The sequence below is a fragment of the Gluconobacter sphaericus NBRC 12467 genome (genome assembly GCF_006539125.1).
Classification (GTDB): domain Bacteria; phylum Pseudomonadota; class Alphaproteobacteria; order Acetobacterales; family Acetobacteraceae; genus Gluconobacter; species Gluconobacter sphaericus.
Window position 1 is genome coordinate 1 of record NZ_BJMK01000036.1, and the last position, 18,871, is coordinate 18,871.

The following is an 18,871-nucleotide window of genomic DNA, read 5'->3' on the forward strand; positions in this document are numbered from 1 at the left end:
CCGTGGCATCGGTTTGAGATGCGGTTTTTTTTCTGTGAACCTTCGAGACAAAGCCCTGTTTTTCCATGAAGTCTTCATTGACTTTGGAGCGATAGGCTGTGTCAGCCAAAACGCCTGAGGCCGTATTGGTTTTGTCCAGCAGCCCCTCTCTCAATCGCGCACTATTACTGGCGGCGGCATGCGTTGTTTTCCATTTCCGGATGAACCGGTATCCCCGATCGATGGAGACATGCGATTTATAGCCCAGGAACGGGATGGCGAGATCGCTGGATGGCATGGTTCCATCATCTCGCCGCTTCGCCTTCGTGAACGTCAGTGTCCAGCGTGCATGATGATCCTTGTGCGACAGCTTTGACGGCTTGTCGTGCCAGTCCTATGGCATCCAGGATCTGGCCGCACAACAACAAATAATTTGCAATAATTATGCAACATATCTGTCATGAAATTATTACACGACATCACAGATACGCGAACATAATGTTCGCCGCGTTATCACCGTCCAAATTTTATTTTCTTGATGCCGGAAAACGCGAAATGAAAAAGAATGGTGTCCTGCTCACCACCTGTCTGAGTTCGCTCGTCTTCTACAGTGCCCATGCAACTCCAGCCCCAACAAAAACTACCGCCTCCCGGGAGAGTTTCCATCACGCCTACTCTCCTCTCGGGGATCAGCAAAAACCTGACACTAGAAAAAACGACACACCTCAAGCTCGTGCTTCCAATAAAACGGAATCTATCGTCGTTCTTGGCTCAGGCGCCTCGCGCGAAACCCAAACGCTTTCCCATCTAGCGCTACAGGAGGTTGCTCCTGGCACCAGCCCTTTGAAGACACTCTCAAAACTCCCCGGCGTCATGTTCACGTCTTCAGATCCATTGGGCGCTTATGAATGGTCACAACAGATCATCATCCGCGGCTTCGACCAGAGCCGGCTGGGTTTTACGATGGATGGCATCCCGCTCGGCAACCTCGCCTATGGCAACGATAACGGCCTATCGATCGGCCGCGCCCTACAAACCGAAAACAACGGTCCCGCAACCCTCGCCCAAGGAGCAGGATCTGTCGGCGTTGCTGCCTCGAACGATCTCGGTGGTGCACTCGAATTTACATCCATCGACCCTACCACAAAATATGGCGTGGATGTCGCGGGAACGGTCGGATCCTACGGCACATGGCGCACATTCGCTCGCGTCAATTCCGGCACGTTGCCGGGTGGCGGACGACTGTATGTCTCGTACGATTATCAGGACGCCAACAAATGGAAAGGCGACGGCATCCAGCAGCAGCAGCAGGCAAATGCCAAGTTCATTCAGCCGCTGGGTGAGAAGGTCAAACTGACCTTGTTCGGCGATTACAGTCAACGTGCGGAAAACGACTATCAGGATCTGTCACTTAGCATGATCCGCACTAAAGGTTATGACGTTGACAATATCACCAACAACTATTCGCTCGCCAAGCAGATTGCGAAAGCCTACCAGAACGGCACACCGTTTCCCAAAGGCATCGCCAATCAGGACCAATCTTATTACAATTCTGCCGGTTTGCGGCAGGATGTACTCGCTTACGGTCGTTTGGATTTCGACCTGACCAGCCGCCTCAAAGCCTCAACAACAGTCTATGGCCACACGAATACCGGCGAAGGCATTTACGCCACGCCTTATACGCCGACACCAGAGGCCCTTGGTGGGTCCCCGCTATCAGTCCGCACCACCGAATATGATATCCACCGCGAAGGCTTCATCGGGAGCCTGACCTACAAGATCGCCCACCATACGATCGAAGGCGGGTTTTGGTTCGAAAACAACGACTTCGAACAGGCCCGTCGCTTCTATCCACTGAATGAGAGCGGCTATACTGGCAGTTCAGTTCATTGGTTCCGCAACAATGCATTCGAAACCCAGTGGCAAAGCGCTTTCAATACCAAGACCTACCAGTTCCACCTTCAGGATACATGGCAGATTACACCAGCGTTGAAACTGAACTACGGCTTCAAGTCGCTTGTGGTTGACGCGCATGCGCGTCAGCTCGAAGGCAACATTATGGGTGCCCCGCTGACCAATACCTTCGCAGGCGGAGCCATCACATCGGCCAATGGCTTCCTCCCGCAACTCGGCGCGAATTATCGTCTGAACCGACATAACGAACTGTTCGCAGACTTCGCCCGCAACATGGCTGCGTTCGACAACTCCACCACCGGCGCCACCAGCCCCTTCGCCATGACATCAGCAGCCTACGCGGCCACCAAAAACACACTACGCCCTGAAATGTCCTACAGCGAAGAAATCGGCTATCGCTATCACGACCACCGCATTCAGGCCTCCCTGACTGGCTATTACATCGAGTTTGAAAACCGGCTAGCCTCCATCTCACCCGTCTCCAGCGGAACGAACGTTCAGGGCTATGCCAGCATCCTGAGTAATGTTGGTGGTGTCACGGCACGCGGCATCGACGCTGCCTTCAACTATCATTTCACCGATAACTGGTCGATTTACGCCTCATACGCCTACAACCAGTCCACCTATGACGACAACCTGACGACCGGCGGGGTGACATACGCAACCAAGGGTAAGAGCGTGGTTGGCATGCCGCGCAATCTGGCCAACGTACAGCTCAGCTACGACGACGGCTCGATCTGGGGCAATGTCGGCATGCAGTATCAGGGCCGCAGAACCTACACCTATACGAACGACCAGTGGATCAAACCGAACGACATCTTCAACCTGAATGTCGGCTATCGTTTCCACAGCCATAACTGGGTGCTGCATGGTCTGGACGCCCAGATCAACGTCACCAACCTGTTCGACAAACGCTATGTCGCTACCGTCGGCAGCACCGGCTTTGCCGTTAGTGATCCGTCCGGCAGCCTCCAAACCCTTCAGGCCGGTGCCCCCCGCATGGTGTTCTTCACCTTGCGCAAGCACTTCTTCTGATCTCTGACTTCTTCACGGATGACACCCTGATGCCTCGTTCCCCCAGTCGTCGACAGTTTCTCCGGTTTGGGTCTGCTACTGCGGCAGCGGCCCTCCTGCCGGAGAACCTGAAGCGTGCCCTCGCCATTGCGCCACATACCGTCACAGGCACGATTCAGGACGTGGAACATGTCGTCATCCTGATGCAGGAAAATCGGTCTTTTGATCATTATTTCGGCTGTCTTCAGGGGGTTCGCGGCTACGCAGACCCCCGCGCCGAACGCCTGCCGGACGGCAGCAGCGTCTTTGCCCAGCCGGACGGAAAGGGAAGCACCGTCCTCCCGTTCCTGTTCAACACGGCCCACACCTCCAGCGCCTGTCTCGCCAGTCTCGACCACAGCTGGAAAGGCACCCAGACGGCATGGAATGATTGGAACACATGGATTTCCCACAAGGGGCCCATGACCATGGGTCATTTCACACGCGCTGAAATTCCGTATTATTACGCCCTCGCCGACGCCTTCACGATTTGCGACGCCTATCACGCCTCCCTTTTCGGCCCGACCAATCCCAACCGCCTTTTCCTGTTTTCCGGAACGAGCGGTCTGGCCGTTGGCTATTCCGGCAAGCAGGCCGTCGAGAATGTGGATGACGGGAACTGGTCGGCCGACATGGCCCATGACCATCCCGATTTCACACCGTTCCGCTGGGACACCTATCCGGAAAAACTTCAGGACGCCGGTGTCTCCTGGCGCGTCTATCAGGAATACGACAATTTCGGCGACAACCCGCTGGCGTCCTTCGCACAGTTTCGCAACCTCGACCCGACATCCTGGCAGTATCGCCGCGCACGACAGATCGTGCCCGGTTCCACCGAAGCCGACATGCACACCACCGAAGGCCGTTACCTTGTCGCTGAATTCGAACGCGACATCTCCGAAGGTCGCCTGCCACAAGTCTCATGGATCGTCCCGCCCACAGCATTGAGCGAACACCCTAATGCTCCGCCCGGCTATGGCGAACATCTCATTTCCCAGCTTATGGACGTTTTTGTCCGCCATCCCGAAGTCTGGTCGCGCACCGTTTTTATTCTTAATTACGATGAAAATGACGGTTTTTTTGATCATGTACCTGCTCCGGTTCCAGCGCTAACGGCAGAGCAGGGGGGCGGAACGGTCTCAACGCGAGGAGAGTCCTATCAAAACGTTCCGGTAGGCCTCGGCCCACGCGTTCCTGCCATCATCGTCTCGCCTTGGACAAAAGGCGGCTGGGTTAATTCGCAGGTGTTTGACCACACCTCGGTTCTGCGCTTTCTCGAAGCGCGCTTCGGTGTCAAATGTCCTAACATCACGCCATGGCGCCGCAGCGTGTGTGGCGACCTAACATCCGTCTTCGACTTTGCTCAGACAGATCGAGCGTGGACTGCCAACCTGCCCAACACGGACGACTATCTCCCCAAAACGCGACGCTCTTGCCAGCTTCCGCACCCTGCCGTTCCAACGATTCAGAAACTGCCTCGTCAGGAAGCCGGCCAACGCCCTGCTCGGGCCCTGCCTTATCATTTACAGGCAGATTTCCTCGCCCCCGATAGCCTCAGATTGACCAATGCGGGCACACAGGGTGCTGTCTTTCGGGTCCGCTCCAATAACACTACACGCCATTACACCCTCGACGCCCGTTCAAGCCTGTTCGTACCGGTGCACCCTTCCGTTCAAAGTGCCATCACAGTCCACGGCCCCAATGGTTTCTACCGCTCTATGAGCGGAGAAGGGTTGCCAGAAGTCACACTCCAGCATGATCAGCAGCGTGACGTTCTACTCCTGTCGCTTCGCAACACGGCGTCGAGCCTCCAAACTCTGTACGTCACAGAACAGCATAGCCACAGCGACCGTACGATTTCTCTGCAACCGGGTGAAAGTCTGACGACCCCGTGGAGTATTGCTCCGGCTTCATACTGGTACGATCTGCAGGTTCGATCGATTCAACGACCTCATATCATGCTACAATTAGCAGGACACGTCGAAACTGGTCGGCCGAGCCTTACTGAACCTGGAAGCTTCTGAGAGCCTGACCGAAAATGAATTGAGTGCTTTCAGTGGTTTATGATTCCTCCGTCTTTGCGAAGAGAAGGAGTGAATTGTGGCCTAGATTGAAATTACCCGTCGTCAGTATCGTCGCGATGATCTGGCCTATGCAAGCGATCTACGCGATCGGGAATGGGCGTTTCTGGCACCGCTAATGTCACCCCTAAAGCGATATGGCCGTCCCAGAAGAATGGAACTTCGGCGGGTTGTTGAGGCTGTGCTGTACAGCGTCTCGATGGGATGACAGTGGCCGTGCCCTGCCACATAACTTCCCACCCTATACGACCATTCAAGGGTATTTCTACGGATGACTGCGGGAGGGGCGCTGTGAAGCAATCAAGCATGTTCTTGTGATGCTTTCATACGAACAAAAAGGCCGTGAGGCCACACTTTCTGTCGGTATTCTTGACAGTCAGTCCGTGAAAACTGCGAAAAGCCCTAGCACGAATGGGAGACTGGGTGCTGGACATTGTAAAGCGTTCAGACCGTGCTCAGAGTTTTGTCCTGCTGTCAAAGCGATGGATCGTGGAGCGGACATTCGCATGGCTCGGAAGATGCCGCCGCCTCAACCGAGATGTCGAAGCAACACTCCAAGCCTCACAGGCATGGCTCATTGTCGCTCATATCCGCAGAGTGCTGCAAAAAATCACTCAGACCGATTTTCGAGTCAGGCTCTATGGGATGAAATTGGTGCATTGAATAACGGAGAATTTCTGGCTCATCGCAACGACGAAGGAGTGAAGTAGAAGGTTCGATAAATCTTCTTCCCGGACCTCCCCGCATCAACAACGGAAGGAGTCAGGGGCGCTTTCGAGAATTATGGATTGACCGGATGTTGGGACACGAAGTCTCACACCGAGGCCAAGGTACGATGAACCACACGAGCTCAATCAATGTGCAGAATTTGAAAAATGTCATCGAGGCACTGAATTTCCCAACGTTCCAGTTGGACATTCCGGAGAGCTGACGGCGGTTATGAGGGCGGTCTGCCCGCTATTCGCCCTTACATGCCTTCAATCGGACCTTCGTCAAGTTAATCTACATGACTGGATACTATGGTTGTCCCTTCTGTAGCTCAGAGCCAGCTATGCTCATGGCACGCTTCGTATGCTAAGATGGCACGCTCAGGGAGGAAACTATGCAGAACCGCAACGGAGGGCGCAGGAAAATAAAGCAGCCTGTTCAGAAACAATCCGCTCGTCTCAGCGAAGCGAAGAAACGAGTTGCTCCGGTACTGATTATCGCAGTTCTCTTTCTTGGAGCAATTGGAATGCGCGGAATTTTTCTAAAACGGGCATCAGCAACGTTGGGTGGCTCTTATACGCTCATCGATATGCACGGCCATCCTCTTACGGAGCGTCAGTTCCAGGGGCGCTATACACTGATTTATTTTGGATACACGCACTGCATAGATGTCTGCCCGTTAACGCTCGCGACTGTCACACAGGCTCTTGAGCTTATGGGAAAAGCATCACACCAAATTGTGCCGCTTTTCATCACGGTTGACCCATCACGCGATACTCCTGAGGTTGTCGCTGATTACGTCAGTCATTTCTCCCCTGATATTGTTGGCCTTACGGGAACGGAATCCCAGATCCAGGCGGTCATTAAAAGTTTCCATGTCATGGCGCGACGTCGTGGCTCTCCAGCAGATCGTATGTCCTCAGACTATCTCATGGATCACAGCTCTGTGCTGTATTTGATGGATGGCGATAACCGACTGGTGTCTGTCTTGCCAGTTGACACCAGTCCGCAGGAGATCGCCACACGACTACGTCGTCTCGTTCCTGCCAGTTAGCTGTGGCGGAAGGTTTGTAAGAGTAAGTTTGCAAGCCAAAGGAGCAAAAGAGAGGCGCCCAGTTCTGGTAGAAGCACTCCCAATAACACCAGAATGGCCAACGCGCCTGCACCTATCTGTTTATCGGGCACGGCCAATGGGGCTCCCAGTTGTCCGGGCGGTCTACGGCGGAGCCACAGAATGAGCGCAGACACGCTCATAGTCAGCAATCCCGATGCTACAAGAAAATTCAAAAGTTGATTGGCTCTTCCGAAAAGCTGCCCTTCATGGGTCGCAACGCCATATCCGATAATGCGATCCATCAATGTCTTATCTTCAAAGCGTTGGACTGACCGTACCTGACCAGAGGCCTCTAGCAACGCACTGATACGTTCTGGACGGTTTTGCGTGTCTGAACGAATATGCCACGTAGCTTCACCCGTTGATGGTGGCGTCACGAGGACAGGTGCAGGAAATTTTAGTTGAGACGCAGTCAGTACCACACGGTTTAGCCCGTCTGCTAGGGCACTGTCCGACATGGTCATGGAGCCCATATCCATGCCGGGCATCGTGTCCATTTTTGGCGAGGAAACTTGATGGCCAGCAACAAGATTGCGCTCGGAAACAGCTCCGATTTCCCAGTCCGGAACGGTCGTCATTCGACTGATCTGTGTCTCCACACTCGACAAAGCGTGCCCCCAAATAAAGGACCATGGCAGACCGGAGATAAGAAAAAGTACCAGAAATAGGGAGATCCACATCCCGGTTACTGCATGGAGGTCTCGCCACCGAATTCGACCTTTATGAGTGATCCGAGGGTAAAGGATGCCCCTTTGTCCTTGAGTGTGACGTGGCCACCAGAGATACAAGCCAGTGGCAATCAGAACGATTGTCCAGGAGGCCACCATTTCCATGATGATGGAGCCAGTATTCCCCAAGAGCAGTTGGCCGTGCAATTTGAAGATGATGCGTTCAAAACGGTTTTCTTCAGGAACCTGTTTGAGAACCACGCATGATGTCGGATCAACATACACGCGAATGGCTGTGCCCTGGCGATCAACGATCACCCGGGCAGCGCTGGAAGTCGTCTCCGGAAGTTCATAGGCTAGAAAATGGCTGCCAGAGACAGCATGGAGTGCCGCCCTGACTTCCTGCTCCGGGGTTGAATGTGTCGCGCCGCCTGTGAGGTGGTCGTAACGCCAGTCGATCCAATGATCCACCTGCGGCTTGAACAGGTAAATTGAACCTGTGAGGCACAGAAGTATTATAAACGGCAGGCAGAAGAGCCCTGCAAAAAAATGCCATCGCCAGATCGTCCGATAATCGGGCCAAAGCGGGGTCCTGGAAAAGTTCATCATCATGGATACCTTCAGAACTTGATCCGCACGCCACCAAAAAATGCTCTTGGCGATCCAGCGTAGATGGATCCTGTTTTATTGGCTAAAACACTCCGCCCAGCCTGCTGTCCGGTCGAGAGAAGTGTATCGCTGATGTCAGTTGCACCTGCCGCATAAACTTGATTGGTTACATTCTGTACCTCGAAGTAGCTGTGCAGACGGTGAGCCCAGCCCAAACGTTCTGGAGGGTCGTAATGAACCTCCAGATTGAGCAATGCGTATGAGGGGGCTTTCAGAATATTGGCATTGTCGAGGTAAAAGGAGCTCCTCCACGTCACTTCTGCAAAACCTCCCAGCCCTTGCAGCCATCCGTCTGGCTGATCATAGAGAACGCGCGCATCCAGGAAATGCGGCATGACGCCCGGGATGAGGTTGCCCTTTCGCGAGAAATTACGCGCCATCGTGCTGTTGGACAGTGTTTCGGTGTATTTTGTATAGATCTGATTGTCATAGGTATAAGACAACTTCAGCCGCGCACCCGGCACAGAGGCTCGTAATGGCTGCCATGTTGCGCCAAGTTCAATGCCACGATGTTCTGAAGCCGGGGCGTTGAAGGTATAATTTCCTGCAGGCGTATTGACACCCGCCGACTGGCTAACAAGCTCGTTTCTGTAGAACTCATAAAAGCCAGTAGCCTGAATATTGATGGTGGGCGACGGGTGCCATTCGGCCCCCAAGTCAAAACCGAGACTTGTTTCGCTCTTAAGCTGCGTATTGTTTCCGTAGATTCCCTGAGGAGTGACAAAGAAACTGGAATAGCCGGGCGTTGCGTAGGCTGTTCCAACACGAGTATGGAGAGTCCAGTCCTTGGTTGGCGTATAAACTAGCGATGCTTCCGGTGTCAGATTGAAGAAACGCCGATTGGCCGTAATATTTTGCAGCGTAGTTGAATTGGCCGATCTGTTGTAGAGGGTTTCGATAGCGCCAATGTCAGATTGAGTGCCACCAAGCCCAATTACCGCATGCCAGAGCGGCGAAAACTGCCAGTCTTCCTGAAAACGAATACCAATGTTCCACTGATGGCCGTAAGACGTGGAATTCAGGGCGCCTCGGGTCGCGCCGCCTTGCGGGGTCAGATGATAGACCTGATAGCCATAATCCATGTAGTCGAAACTGGCTCCCACAAAGCTGGTCAGGGGCGTTTTCCCAATACGGCCGCGGTTCGTCAGGTCCGTCTGCACATTGTAAGAATTAAACGGCCCCACAAAGGCTGTTGTGGAGGTTGGTTGGTCGACATAACGTTGATCATACGTAAATTGGGTATGCCAGGTCGTTCTGGAATCAAAGTCGTGCTCCCATCGAAGGCCTACAATAGTACGTCGATCAAAACGGCCGAGCCCAGCCTGCTGTGGGGTCATCGTCTGACGTACGCCATATGCACCATTCACCAGAAGATTGACTGAAGCGCATCCGGCAGCAGCCGATGCCGCATTGGCACAACCGTTCTGGTAGGGATTGCTACGAAACTGATTCAGGGAGAGACGTAACGGCAGTGATGTGTCCGTAACGTTATTCACGAATTTTAGGATAAGGCGATCTGATGAGGTTAGATTGACTCGCAGACGCATATTTTCGGTGGACGTGTTGTACTGGCTGTTCGTAATAAATCCGTTACCGCGTACATCGCTACCAAACAACATGAAGTCGTAGTGTTTATTACCTGCGCCAATTGTTACGTAGTTATTGAACAGACCGAAGCTGCCAAAATCTGAGCCCAATTCTAGGCCGTGAATGTCAGCGCCGTTTCGAGTGCGGAAATTGATCGCTCCATTGATCGCATAATTACCGTATAACGTGGATGCCGGCCCCTGAAAGACGTCCACCCCCTCATAAGCATGCGGATCAATCAAATCTGCCCGGGCAGTACCATCGGGTTGCGTCATGGGAAACCCGTCTTCTGTGACCTGAAGGTTTTTTAGGCCATAGGACTGCCGTGCACCCGACCCGCGGACTGAAATAACGCTGTCACGCGGTCCATTGCCCTGTAGGACGGCTACACCGGGAATGGTTGCAACCATATCACTCACGGTCTGGGCCGCTCTGTTAGCGAAATCTGCGCGTTTTGTGCTGTAGGTTGTTTCACCGGTTGGATGAAGCAGTGCCGAGCCACGCGCAGCACCTCGCACGATAATGCGTTCAGGAATTTGTAGTTGATGCGACACGGATTTGGGCGTTGCTGCTTTACGGGAACGTATAAGGGGCCGTTGCGCCTGAGCCGGGACGGCTCCAAAAAAAAAGCAGGCAAGCGCGAGCGAACCGAGAGGACGGCTGGATACAAAAGAAATTGTCATCTGTTTGTTCTGATCTAAGAAACACAGAAAACCTTTCATCGTAGAAACGAGAAAGGCGCTCAGTCAGTGTTAGATCAGGTGGGGAGGTCCCTGAGCATAAATACCGGACAGCCGCCACAAAGGAGGGCCTCTTACTGGCGGGAAACACCAAAAAGCGTGACGGCTCGTTAGAGAAATTGCGAGAAAAACAGCAACGACGCATCCGGTCAAAATGATCGTCAACAGGTCGTCGATTACGGCAATGCCATCACCAATATCCGCTGCGTGATGATGATCAGGGCTATGCGAACCAAGATCCTGGCCGTCACAAAGGGTCGAGAGGCTGGCGAACTGTTTTAACGGATCGTCGAGTAGAAACTGCGGTAACGGCAAACTTCCAACGCTGAGACGAATAATGATGGCGAGCAGAAGCAGCGGCCAAAAGACCAGCTCTCCTCCAGCATGCCATGCATATCGCTTCATTCGGCTTTGTTTAAAGGGGCTTGCGGCACTGTGCCAGAGGGAAATGTAATTTTGTCGACTGCTTGGGTTGTGGCGCACGGAACTCAAATTTTTTGAGTGCTTCACGCTAATTGATGATTTTCGCTTTCCGGAAGCTTCAACGGTTCTTTTTATGCCCGACAAGAGACGATTGCCGTTTTGTCTATTCCGTATTTGAGGACGACGTAAAGTATTACGAGGTCAGCAACTGATTTTGATTCTGATAACAGATTTTCACGGAATTTATCATCGCATCAAATCATCAGCAAAGCGCCGCAAAAGCTCCTTTAACTGCTCGAGGTCTTCGTCAGTCCAGTCGACGAGAATACGGTTGGCCAACCTTTCCCGCGCTGCGTTGAGCAGGTCGACCATTTCCTGCCCCTTGCCAGTCACCGTCGCTTCGCGAACACGTCTGTCCGTGGCAGACGGCTGGCGCGTGATAAGGCCGAGTTCTTCAAGCTTGCCCATCTGTCGACTGATCGTTGTATGATCACGCCCAGTACGATCCGCAAGGTCAACCACTCCGATGGGACCGTAACGCCATACACGCGCTAGGAGCGGAAACAACGCGCGATCCAGTGGAATACCGGCTTCTTCGATCAGGCGGTCATCCCGGCGCGGTCGATTGATTTCATCGACCAGATCGATGATCGCGGCGTGGAGTCCCCGCAGGATTTCAGAATCGTGTGCATTATGCATATTTTTTGTTGCCTTCGATGAAGAGTCTATATACGTGAATATTGCACATTTATTCGCGGAGCTGCCAGTGGCTTTCGATACAGACGTCCTGATCTCGGGTGCGGGGGCTACGGGCCTGACACTTGCTATCGACCTAGCCCGACGTGGAATTTCGTTCCGACTGATCGAGCAGAATGCGCAGCCGTTCAGCGGGTCGCGCGGCAAAGGCATCCAGCCCCGGACGCTGGAGATTTTTGAGGATCTCGGCATCGTCGATCGCATAGCGGCGGCAGGAGGACCTTATCCGCCGCTATGTCAGTATCGTCCTGATGGCACCCATAAAATGTCGCTTTTGACGGAGGCGGACGTTTGTTCCACCGCAGCCGAGCCCTATCCGGCGCCACTAATGCTGCCGCAATTTGCCACTGAAGCTGTCATGCGGGAACGGCTTGCCGAGTTGGGCCATCATCTACATTTTGGGGCGCGGCTGACAGGGTTTGAACAGGACGCCCATGGCATTACGGCGAGGATCAAACAGGAAGGCGGCGAGCAGGTTGTCCGCGCCCGGTTCCTTGTCGGAACTGATGGTGGCCGCAGTTTTGTGCGTCATACATTGGCGATCGATTTTCCAGGAGAAGCACTGGGGGTGCGTGCGATCGTTGCCGATGTGCGGCTGGAGGGGGTGGATCGGTCCGTCTGGCATCGTTTCCAGTTCGCTTCACCGGAAATGCAGGTGATGATCTGTCCTCTGGCGGGGACGGACCTGTTTCAGATTCAGGCTCCTGTGGCTCAGGACGGAGAAGTCGATCTGTCTCCTATCGGACTGACCTCGTTCATCAAAGACCGGACCGGCAGGGGGGACATTACGGTCCGTTCGGTGTCCTGGTCCTCGGTTTATACCATGAGTGCGCGCCTGGCCGACCGCTATCGGGTCGGGCGCGTCTTTCTTGCGGGAGATGCCGCGCATGTTCATCCGCCAACCGGCGGTCAGGGCCTTAATACCAGCGTTCAGGACGCCTATAATCTCAGCTGGAAGCTAGCTGCCGTGCTGGCAGGCGCTCCAGAGGCACTACTCGACAGTTACGAGGCGGAACGTCGGCCGATCGCATTGAACATGCTTCGTCTCTCAACGCGTCTGCTCGGAGAAGTCAAGCAGGGCGTCATGCGCCGCGATCGCGAGGCACGCCAACTCGACCTCGGCTATCGCGGTTCGTCGTTGAACATACCCGGTTCGGTGGGTGGCAAAGTGCAGCCGGGCGATCGCGCTCCTGATGCACCCTGTCGCGGACAGGCCGGGCAGCGAACACGGCTGTTCACGGTCTTTCAAGGGCCTCACTGGACCTTGCTTGGCTATGAGGCGAGTGACGGGCCGTCGGCCATTGCTGGCGTCCGGATCGTCACAATTGGCGCGAAGCATGAACTCGTCGATGAAGAGAACGATATCGCCGAAGCATACGGTGTCGAACCCGGTCAGTGGGTACTTGTGCGCCCGGACGGTTACATCGCCGGCATTCTGCCTTCTGCCGGACTGGAGCAGCAACTTTCTCGCTACTTGGCGGCATGTGCTGCCGTCTCGGTCAACTGATACGTTCGGGGAGGCATGAAGGCGCTGTAAACGGCTCCGGGATGGGCGGCAAACAATATCTGATCCATTCGGATAAATCAGAGCGTCGGCCTGATAAATACAAAGATGAACTGATCGGTTTTTCCTCGAATGGCCGGATCAAAAACTTTGAGATGATGATCATCCTCAGGATTCGAAAGTAATTTGCTTTCAGAGTTTAAGGTAAAGCCCGCACGTAGAATGGCTTTTTTGGCGAGTTCAGGATCAATACGGTGCAAAGTGTTCGTCTCACTGAGGCCTCTCCCTGGGGCAGCCACATGATCAACGACAACAAAGCGGCCACCAGGTTTTAATAAATCGAAAACCTGTTTGCTGAATGCCGTGATATCTATGTTACCAAGAAATGGAGTTGGTAGATCATGAAGGTTCTGGGACGTGAAGAATACGTCTATAGGGGTTGGCAAGGTAAGATGAGCAAGATCATCTGGGACAGCCGCTACGTTTTCTACCCCTGGTGCCCCGGCAAGCGCTTTCATGCGGGTTTCGCCTTTTGATCCCGGAGCGACCATACCGGCTGGCCAGATATCCAACACTCTACCTTCAGGGCCAACAATACCAGAGAAAATACGGGTCCAATAACCGCCTCCCGGCAGAAAATCGGCAACATGCTCTCCTGGCTTGATCTCGGCCAGAGCAGCAATCTCAGCTCCGTGTCGACGGGTATCATTCGTTCTGTCAGCCTGACGAATGGGGGCAGTCATTGCAGACGAAATATAATCCGCTAAGGGGTCGGCGTAGGCTATAGAAGACGCTAAAAGCGTCATCGCAGCGGCTGAGACTGCTTTGCGCATCATGATGATCCAATCATCCTATACCAGAAATGCCACATGAGGTTATTTTCTTGATAATGTGACAATGCCGAAAAATATTCATACGATCATGTCCGTAGAAGAGTTTTTTTGCAACGGAAAACGGCAGAAGACGGGCCGTTGGAAAAACACTTCCGCTATGATTCGAGGCTCTCCTTCAATCGTTAGAACCGCATTATTCCTGCTTAAGTTGAGAAAACAGATAGAGACTAGGCTCAGGACACATAACCAGAATATGACAGTTGCTGCGAGACAGATGACTGAAAAGAAGACATTCGGGCATCTGTCGTAGCGTGTTGCGATCCGTCGCCAGTCCTTGAGCCTTCCGAACATGATCTTGGTGTGATTACGGCGTTTATATTTTCTCTTATCGTATTTGACCGGTTTTTCGCGAGATTTCGGTCCTGGAATGCAGGGTTTGATACCCATCCCTTCAGGGTGTTTCTGAATCAGTCAGCGTCATACCCGCGATCTCCCAGCATCCATCATCCGGGCGAAGATCCCCATGTCGGCCCAACGCTTTCAGCGGTTGTACAGCGTCTTATGTGGACCGTATTCCCGGGGCGCATCACGCCAGCGCATCCCATTGCAGTTCACGAAAATGATCCCGCTCAACACGCGACGGTCACCAATACGGGGTCTACCGTGGCTCTTTGGAAAAAAAGGGCCGCAGACGCTCTATCTGTTCGTCCGTCAGCCAAAACAGATCGCTCATCTTCAGCCTCCTCACAGAGCCCGAATCAGAGTTCTATAATCAAATCAATGGGTCCTGAGCCTAAGGAAGGAAGTCGATAAAAATACCGAGAAATTTAGAGGAGGAAATTATTGTGTCTTCCCGAAAGACTTGGGAAGACACTTTATGAATTTTATCAATAGTCTCTGGGACTATTCAAACGTGCCAGAGACGGAGACAATTGCAGCGAAGCCTGTGCCGACGCTGTAGGTCGGCTGAGACGCAGAGAGGGTCTTTCCATAAACGCCACGTGTTGTTGTGGCGTTGCCAGAGAAGCCATTGACCTGCGCCAGATAGTAACTGTCCCCGACGTTCATGAGGCTCAGCATGGCTTTTGGACGAATCCGACCAAATTTTGGAAGGTAGCGACCTAGCGAAATATCCGACGTGATGTAGGACGGAATGGACTGGTCGTTCATCAGCGTTGCGTACTGGGAGTCCGTGTAGCGTAGGTTGAAGTTCGCGAAATTAGTACCGTCGTCGTAGGTCAGGCCTAGGGCGCCGGTGAATTTTGGGGATGCGACTTCCTGCTTGCCCTTTGTGCGGAGATAGTCGCCCTGATAGGCGATATTGTTTCCGACACGCGTATGCATGAACTGCCCGGACGCATAGGCGCTAATATGGTGCCAAGGGCGCGTTGAAATTTCAGCTTGCACGCCTTGTGCGCTTTCGCCCCCCGCATCGATCGGCTGGCTGATCATGATGGTGGAGTTTGGGAGATACGAGACGCTGGTGATCTGATGATGTGTCAGGTTGTAATTGAACAGCGCCACGTTGAACATGATATCGCCTGAATGGCGGTATCCGATTTCCTCGCCGATCATGTATTCCGGCTGGAAATTTGCTAGCGGAAGTGAAACAGCATTCGCGCTTGTGAAGCTGTAAACTGGGACCTGTGCCTGAAAGGAGGACGGTGCGCGGTAGCCGGTTGTGCCGTTTACGTAAATCTGATTTTTCGGATCAAACTGGTAGCTGATCAGGACCTGTGGAATGGGAACAAACATGTTCTCCACGGATTTGAAATTGGCTCCGGGCAGATCCTGACTGAAACTGCGGGAGATCATGTTGGCACGCAGGCCCGCGTCGATGGTCAGGCGGTCATGGAAGAGTTTGACCTGATCTTCCAAGCCGATGGCGTTTAGTTGCTGGAAGCCATTGATATTGTACTGACTGACCGACACATTGTTGAACGCCGTGAGGTAGCCGTTATTCTCGGTGTATTGTCCAGATGCATTGAGCGGATAATGGTTCTGATATTCGGTATGAACCGCATAGGAATACCAGTAGGAGAACTTCAGCGTATTGAAGCCACGACGCCATGACCCGACAAGATTAATGCCACTGGATGTCTGGACCCATGGGTGAATACTAATGGCTGTGATATTCCCCGTCTGGCCTTCATATCCGTTCAGGAATGAATACTGCTGGGTGCCGATATAGCCGTTGGATGCTGGAATATTGACCCCGTAATTGTTGGGGCCAAACGTCTCGATGGCATAGGGCTCTGCATCAAGTGTTAGGCCATGTCCGAAATCGAAATGGTTTTTGATTGCTCCGACCACGGCATTCGTCGCCTTGGTGTTGAGTTTATAATAAAGTGTGTCTCCCTTTGTGTAGGTCCCGTTCGTATTGTAGCTGGTGCCGTAGGTTTTCCACTGTGCTAACGTCGGGTATAGCCATTCGGTCTGGTTTGCTTTGTTATATCCAAAAATCAGTTCCGAACTGCTTTTTGGTGCCCATCGCTTTTCGATGGCAGCGTCCACATGCCAACGATCCATCTGCCCTGGCCCGCGCCAAAGATTTGCGCTGGAATAAGAGCCGGATGCGAAAGCTCTCACTCCACTATGTCCAATTTCACCCGTATCGAAGCGCACGAATTCTTTGTTTGTGCTGTGCGTGCCACCGGAAGCTTCCGCATAGGCTGTCATTTTGTCTGCCGGGTGGCGTAAGGACAGTGTCATTTGTGCGCCGTCAGCATTGTAGACTGGTGCGGTGAGATCCGATGATCCTTGGCTAACCGAGACAGATCCCAAGTTCTCGTTATCCACCATGGCGGACGTATACGCGCCATAAGTGAATGGATCAGCGAGAGGAATGCCTTCATATACCATGCCGATTTGCGTCTGATCCAGACCACGAATATGAATGGTTTCTGCGGTTGTGCTTAACGGCCCTTCGTTGGTGGCCTGCACGCCGGGTAGGCTGGACGCCAAAACGCCGGGCGTAACAGTCGGAGCCTGTTTGGAAATATATTCCTGCGTAACGGCGCTGATAGTTTTGGCCTCCGTGTGATACACCATCATTCCACCGCCCAGTACTCGGCGGCTGGCATGGATGCTCATGCTCTCAGCCGAATGGCCTTCCAGATCATGGGGCACTTTTGGGTGCATTTTTGAAGCCCGGGTAACGGGCGTCTGTTTGGCCTGTATTTTTCCGGAGTGATGGACGCGGGCTTGAGTCGGGCCAATGCTGCAGACCATTGTTGGAACAAGTGCGGAGGCGCACAGCAGATAAGCAGAATGTCTCTTGTAGGAAGGCATTATTATTCCATCACACGGCACGTTTGGCTTGGGGCCACCTCCCCGAAGGAGGCACAGGTGGAACTACGGTCGCTACCAGATCATTTCAAAGGATGTTTTTATGACTACGGAATGAAATAAATAAGTCACCATCATAAAACATTCAAAATATTACGCTTGTCATTCGTCTTGGAGTGCACTGTCATCGCGTCGCTTCTGACCAGTGGATAACGTTACATGAACCGCTTCGCGTATGGACTATTTTCTTCTTTTCTTACCTTTTCATCTACTGCTTTTGCCGAGGGGATTCCGAATGATTTACACCTAAACGAGGTTCAGATTATTGGAACCCACAACAGTTATCGTACGGATATTTCGCCTGCTACATTGAAATGGCTCCAGGCTGTATCCCCGAAAGCTGCAGAGGCTCTAGACTACAAGCACACAACACTGGACCGACAGCTTGATGGCGGCGTTCGTCAACTCGAAATCGATATTTATGCCGATACTCAGGGCAGCCAATACAGTCATCCAAAAGGACCAGAATGGGAGCGTAAAAGCGGCATTTCCCCTGACGCTGATCCCGCGTCTGCTGCTGCCATGCAAGGTACCGATTTCAAGGTCATGCATATTGTTGACATTGACCAGCGCTCGAACTGCGAGCCTTTAAGTAAATGTCTTCAGATTATTCGGAAGTGGTCAGATGACCATCCGAAACATTTCCCGATCTTTATCGATATTGAAACAAAGCAGGACATCCCGTTTAAAAGCGACAAGTTGACTTTTACGGCTCCTGAGACATTTACGCCTGCAACCTATGATCGTCTGGATAAGGAAATCACGGATGTTATCGGTCGTGATCATCTTCTGATTCCCGACGATGTACGAGGGGCAGCATCTTCGGTCAATGAAGCGATCCGGATCAAAGGCTGGCCTACGCTAGCTTCTGCGCGTGGAAAGATTATCTTCGTGCTGGATCGCCCTCAGGATACTGCCCGTTATGTGTTGAATCATTCGGGTTTGAAAGGACGCGTCTTGTTCACGAATGGCCGACCGGGCGAGCCAGATGCGGCTTATACAGAGGTCAATGAAGGGTTTGCTGGTCAGAAAGGCGCGTCCTTTGATAACGCCGAGGCTGCCCGGGAAATCCCGGAACTGGTGCGGCAGGGTTATCTTGTCCGGACACGAGCAGATGCCAACACGATTGAGGCGCGCCAGAATGATCTGAGCCGCCGTGAGGTTTCTCTCAAGAGCGGTGCCCAGATCATCAGCACCGATTATCCGGCTATCGAGCCTGCACGGTGGTATAATTATAAAGTTCAGTTTCCTAATCGGGCGGTCGCCCGCTGCAATCCTATTAATGCTCCAAAGGATTGTCAGGATAGCGCACTTATAAAAGATTGAGACCTGATGTGAGGATGTCTGAATTGACCATATATTCACCCGAACTCTGGCAGACATTCTTGTAACGTCAAGACGCCATAAAGACCTCTGCGCGAGGGGGCTTTATCAGGAGTGTAGGCTGTGCAGCAGCGTGTTGGCCGTCATTAAGACGGCGCGAAACCTTGCACT

General features: G+C 53.0%; 11 protein-coding genes and 3 pseudogenes. 6 read left to right on the top strand and 8 right to left on the bottom strand.

Going from position 1 to position 18,871, the window contains the following annotated elements; all coding sequences use genetic code 11:
• Positions 1-373 (bottom strand): annotated as a pseudogene (locus tag GSP01_RS12740) (IS5/IS1182 family transposase); the annotation flags it as partial.
• A 161-nt stretch (positions 374-534) separates the two neighbouring features.
• On the opposite strand from GSP01_RS12740, the gene GSP01_RS12745 reads away from it, so the two are divergent.
• From GSP01_RS12745 to GSP01_RS12760, 4 genes and pseudogenes are all read left to right on the top strand, one after another.
• The gene (locus GSP01_RS12745) at positions 535-2,928 is read left to right on the top strand and encodes a TonB-dependent receptor (protein WP_228123948.1); all 2,394 of its coding nucleotides are present in this window, start codon (positions 535-537) and stop codon (positions 2,926-2,928) included.
• 29 nt (positions 2,929-2,957) lie between these two features.
• Positions 2,958-4,970, top strand: coding sequence for a phosphocholine-specific phospholipase C (locus GSP01_RS12750; protein ID WP_141354091.1), 2,013 nt, complete (start codon positions 2,958-2,960; stop codon positions 4,968-4,970).
• A gap of 85 nt (positions 4,971-5,055) precedes the next feature.
• Positions 5,056-5,690: pseudogene (locus GSP01_RS12755) on the top strand (transposase).
• Between the two features lie 439 nt (positions 5,691-6,129).
• Positions 6,130-6,789, top strand: a complete 660-nt coding sequence (locus GSP01_RS12760; protein WP_141354093.1) for an SCO family protein — start codon at positions 6,130-6,132, stop codon at positions 6,787-6,789.
• Here the strand turns inward: GSP01_RS12760 and GSP01_RS12765 are convergent.
• The 4 genes from GSP01_RS12765 to GSP01_RS12780 all read right to left on the bottom strand — a co-directional run bounded on the left by GSP01_RS12765 (position 6,786) and on the right by GSP01_RS12780 (position 11,635).
• Positions 6,786-8,129 carry a PepSY-associated TM helix domain-containing protein gene (locus tag GSP01_RS12765; protein WP_141354095.1) on the bottom strand — a complete coding sequence of 448 codons (1,344 nt, stop codon included), beginning with the start codon at positions 8,127-8,129 and terminating at the stop codon, positions 6,786-6,788. The genes GSP01_RS12760 and GSP01_RS12765 overlap by 4 nt on opposite strands.
• Before the next feature lie 8 nt (positions 8,130-8,137).
• On the bottom strand, positions 8,138-10,456 hold the full coding sequence (locus GSP01_RS12770; RefSeq protein ID WP_228123947.1) for a TonB-dependent receptor family protein: 2,319 nt from the start codon (positions 10,454-10,456) through the stop codon (positions 8,138-8,140).
• 69 nt (positions 10,457-10,525) lie between these two features.
• Positions 10,526-10,918: a hypothetical protein gene (locus GSP01_RS12775; RefSeq protein WP_141354110.1), complete on the bottom strand. Its 393-nt coding sequence runs from the start codon at positions 10,916-10,918 to the stop codon at positions 10,526-10,528.
• A gap of 264 nt (positions 10,919-11,182) precedes the next feature.
• On the bottom strand, positions 11,183-11,635 hold the full coding sequence (locus GSP01_RS12780) for a MarR family winged helix-turn-helix transcriptional regulator (RefSeq protein WP_141354099.1): 453 nt from the start codon (positions 11,633-11,635) through the stop codon (positions 11,183-11,185).
• 67 nt (positions 11,636-11,702) lie between these two features.
• Here GSP01_RS12780 and GSP01_RS12785 point away from each other — a divergent pair, with 67 nt between their 5' ends.
• Positions 11,703-13,199, top strand: a complete 1,497-nt coding sequence (locus tag GSP01_RS12785; protein ID WP_218023665.1) for an FAD-dependent oxidoreductase — start codon at positions 11,703-11,705, stop codon at positions 13,197-13,199.
• A 77-nt stretch (positions 13,200-13,276) separates the two neighbouring features.
• On the opposite strand, the gene GSP01_RS12790 is transcribed toward GSP01_RS12785, so the two are convergent.
• The 3 genes and pseudogenes from GSP01_RS12790 to GSP01_RS12800 all read right to left on the bottom strand — a co-directional run bounded on the left by GSP01_RS12790 (position 13,277) and on the right by GSP01_RS12800 (position 17,320).
• Positions 13,277-14,032 (bottom strand): class I SAM-dependent methyltransferase, encoded by a 756-nt coding sequence (locus GSP01_RS12790; protein ID WP_141354102.1) that lies wholly within the window; start codon positions 14,030-14,032, stop codon positions 13,277-13,279.
• Between the two features lie 240 nt (positions 14,033-14,272).
• Positions 14,273-14,762: pseudogene (locus GSP01_RS12795) on the bottom strand (transposase); the annotation flags it as partial.
• Positions 14,763-14,932: 170 nt separating this feature from the next.
• Entirely contained in the window at positions 14,933-17,320 is a 2,388-nt protein-coding gene (locus tag GSP01_RS12800) for a TonB-dependent receptor (protein ID WP_141354104.1), read from the bottom strand.
• A gap of 216 nt (positions 17,321-17,536) precedes the next feature.
• Here GSP01_RS12800 and GSP01_RS12805 point away from each other — a divergent pair, with 216 nt between their 5' ends.
• On the top strand, positions 17,537-18,703 hold the full coding sequence (locus GSP01_RS12805; protein ID WP_141354106.1) for a phosphatidylinositol-specific phospholipase C1-like protein: 1,167 nt from the start codon (positions 17,537-17,539) through the stop codon (positions 18,701-18,703).
• Positions 18,704-18,871: the final 168 nt, after the last annotated feature.

Excerpts from the sequence above, each read along its gene's own strand:
- GSP01_RS12745 (WP_228123948.1), top strand. The coding sequence starts at position 535 with ATGAAAAAGAATGGTGTCCTGCTCACCACCTGTCTGAGTTCGCTCGTC.
- GSP01_RS12750 (WP_141354091.1), top strand. The coding sequence starts at position 2,958 with ATGCCTCGTTCCCCCAGTCGTCGACAGTTTCTCCGGTTTGGGTCTGCT.
- GSP01_RS12760 (WP_141354093.1), top strand. The coding sequence starts at position 6,130 with ATGCAGAACCGCAACGGAGGGCGCAGGAAAATAAAGCAGCCTGTTCAG.
- GSP01_RS12765 (WP_141354095.1), bottom strand. The coding sequence starts at position 8,129 with ATGATGATGAACTTTTCCAGGACCCCGCTTTGGCCCGATTATCGGACG.
- GSP01_RS12770 (WP_228123947.1), bottom strand. The coding sequence starts at position 10,456 with ATGACAATTTCTTTTGTATCCAGCCGTCCTCTCGGTTCGCTCGCGCTT.
- GSP01_RS12775 (WP_141354110.1), bottom strand. The coding sequence starts at position 10,918 with ATGAAGCGATATGCATGGCATGCTGGAGGAGAGCTGGTCTTTTGGCCG.
- GSP01_RS12780 (WP_141354099.1), bottom strand. The coding sequence starts at position 11,635 with ATGCATAATGCACACGATTCTGAAATCCTGCGGGGACTCCACGCCGCG.
- GSP01_RS12790 (WP_141354102.1), bottom strand. The coding sequence starts at position 14,032 with ATGATGCGCAAAGCAGTCTCAGCCGCTGCGATGACGCTTTTAGCGTCT.
- GSP01_RS12800 (WP_141354104.1), bottom strand. The coding sequence starts at position 17,320 with ATGCCTTCCTACAAGAGACATTCTGCTTATCTGCTGTGCGCCTCCGCA.
- GSP01_RS12805 (WP_141354106.1), top strand. The coding sequence starts at position 17,537 with ATGAACCGCTTCGCGTATGGACTATTTTCTTCTTTTCTTACCTTTTCA.